This is a genomic window from Neisseria sp. P0022.S010 (assembly GCF_051956635.1).
On sequence record NZ_JBQCXF010000572.1, the window covers coordinates 1 to 1,825 of the forward strand.

Sequence of the window (1,825 nt, forward strand, 5' to 3'; positions counted from 1 at the left end):
TAAATAAAGAGAAAATTAATATTTTTGAAGCGTTTATTTTAAGGAGGAGGCCGTCTGAAACCTGCAATCGGTTTTCAGACGGCCTTAAGGTTTATTCTTCCCAATCCTGCCCTTCTTCTGAAGCATCGGATTGACCGGTCTCCATCACTGCTTTAATTTCTTGGAACAGCGCACGGAAGTTTTTCGGCGGTTTGTTTTGTTCCTGCTCTTTTTTGGTATTGCGGATCAAGGTGCGCAATTTGCCGGCGTCGGTTTGCGGAAAATCGGCCATAAATTGGGTAATCGCGCCATCGTCTGCCAACAGTCGGGTACGCGCCTGCTCGACGCGTTGCAAAAAGGCATTGTGCGCCGTATTGTCGCCGCGCAGTTTGGCCAAATAGGCTTCGATGGGCGCAGGGTCGGTATCGCGCATCAGGCGGCCGATAAATTGGGCTTGGCGTTTGAGCGCGCTGTTGGACGTGATTTTTTTATAGGTGGCGATGGCCTCAAACAGCTCTTCGTCCAAGCCGATTTTTTTCAACGTATCGCTGGAGAGCTTGGTCAATTCCATACCCAAAGCCTGCAAATCGTTCATCTGCTTTTTCATTTGGGTTTTGCTGACCCATTCGTCTTCTTGTTCAAACATTGTGTTTCCATGATTTTCTGAATCTGCCTATTTTATCAGTTTTCAGACGGCCTTTCCGTGCGATTTTTGCAGAGGCCGTCTGAAACGGTTAAAATGCCGCAAAACCCTGTCAGGAAACCTTTTTATGCTGTTTAACCACACACCGGACGAGCTGTTGCGCTTGTGCGGACACACGCTGGATTTGGCCAAACAATCCGGTGCCACCTCGGCCGAAGCCGATTTCAGCGAATCGCTCGGTCAAAGCGTCAGCGTGCGCTTGGGCGAAATCGAACAAATCGAGTTCCAACAAGATAAATCTTTAGACATTACGGTCTATGTCGGCCAACGCAAAGGCCGCGCCAGCACTGCCGATTTCTCCGAACGCGCCCTGCAAGATACGGTCAAAGCCGCCATCGATATTGCACGCTATACCGCCGAAGACGATTGCGCCGGCCTTGCCGATGCTGCCTTGATGGCAACCCATATCGGCGACCTCGACCGCTACCACGAATGGGATTTGAGTACCGAATCCGCCATTGATTTGGCCAAACAATGCGAACAGGCCGCTCTGTCAACGGACGAACGCATTGAAAATTCCGAAGGCGCATCGGTTCATACCGGCCATTACCAATACGTCTACGGCAACACCCACGGCTTTTCCGCACACCAGCAAAGCACGCACCACAGCATTTCTTGCAGCGTGGTCGCCAGCGACGAACACGGCATGCAGCGCGACTATTGGTACGATTCTTCCTGCCGTCACGAAGACATGGACACGCCCGAACTTATCGGTAAAACCGCAGCCGAACGGACTTTACGCCGTCTGAACAGCCGCAGCGTTCCGACCGGCAGCTATCCCGTACTGTTCGACACCACTGTCGCCGTTGGTTTAATCGGCCACCTTATCGGTGCACTCAGCGGCGGCGCGCTCTACCGTCAAAGCAGCTTCCTGATTGACAGCATCGGCAAACAGGTGCTACCCGAATTTCTCAGTCTGCGCGAAGAACCGCATATCCTGCGCTCGTTCCGCAGCACTTATTTCGATGCCGAAGGCGTCGCCACGCAGCCGCGTTTTGTGGTGAAAGACGGTATCATCGAAGGCTATTTCCTCAGCAGTTACAGCGCGAAAAAACTCGGCATGCAGACAACGGGCAACGCCGGCGGCGCGCACAATCTGTATCTGAACCACACCCACGCCACGCAGGCCGACCTGTTGAAAGA

At 52.8% G+C, this 1,825-nt stretch carries 2 protein-coding genes; one reads left to right on the plus strand and one right to left on the minus strand.

Annotated elements, in window-relative coordinates:
• Positions 1 to 91: 91 nt before the first annotated feature.
• Positions 92 to 625, minus strand: a complete 534-nt coding sequence (gene yjgA / locus ACTHUT_RS19515) for a ribosome biogenesis factor YjgA (protein WP_250599998.1) — start codon at positions 623 to 625, stop codon at positions 92 to 94.
• A 124-nt stretch (positions 626 to 749) separates the two neighbouring features.
• On the opposite strand from yjgA, the gene ACTHUT_RS19520 reads away from it, so the two are divergent.
• On the plus strand, positions 750 to 1,825 hold a 1,076-nt coding region (locus ACTHUT_RS19520), incomplete at its 3' end, for a metallopeptidase TldD-related protein (RefSeq protein ID WP_440419485.1).

Coding starts and splice junctions, on each gene's coding strand:
- yjgA (WP_250599998.1), bottom strand. CDS start 625: ATGTTTGAACAAGAAGACGAATGGGTCAGCAAAACCCAAATGAAAAAG.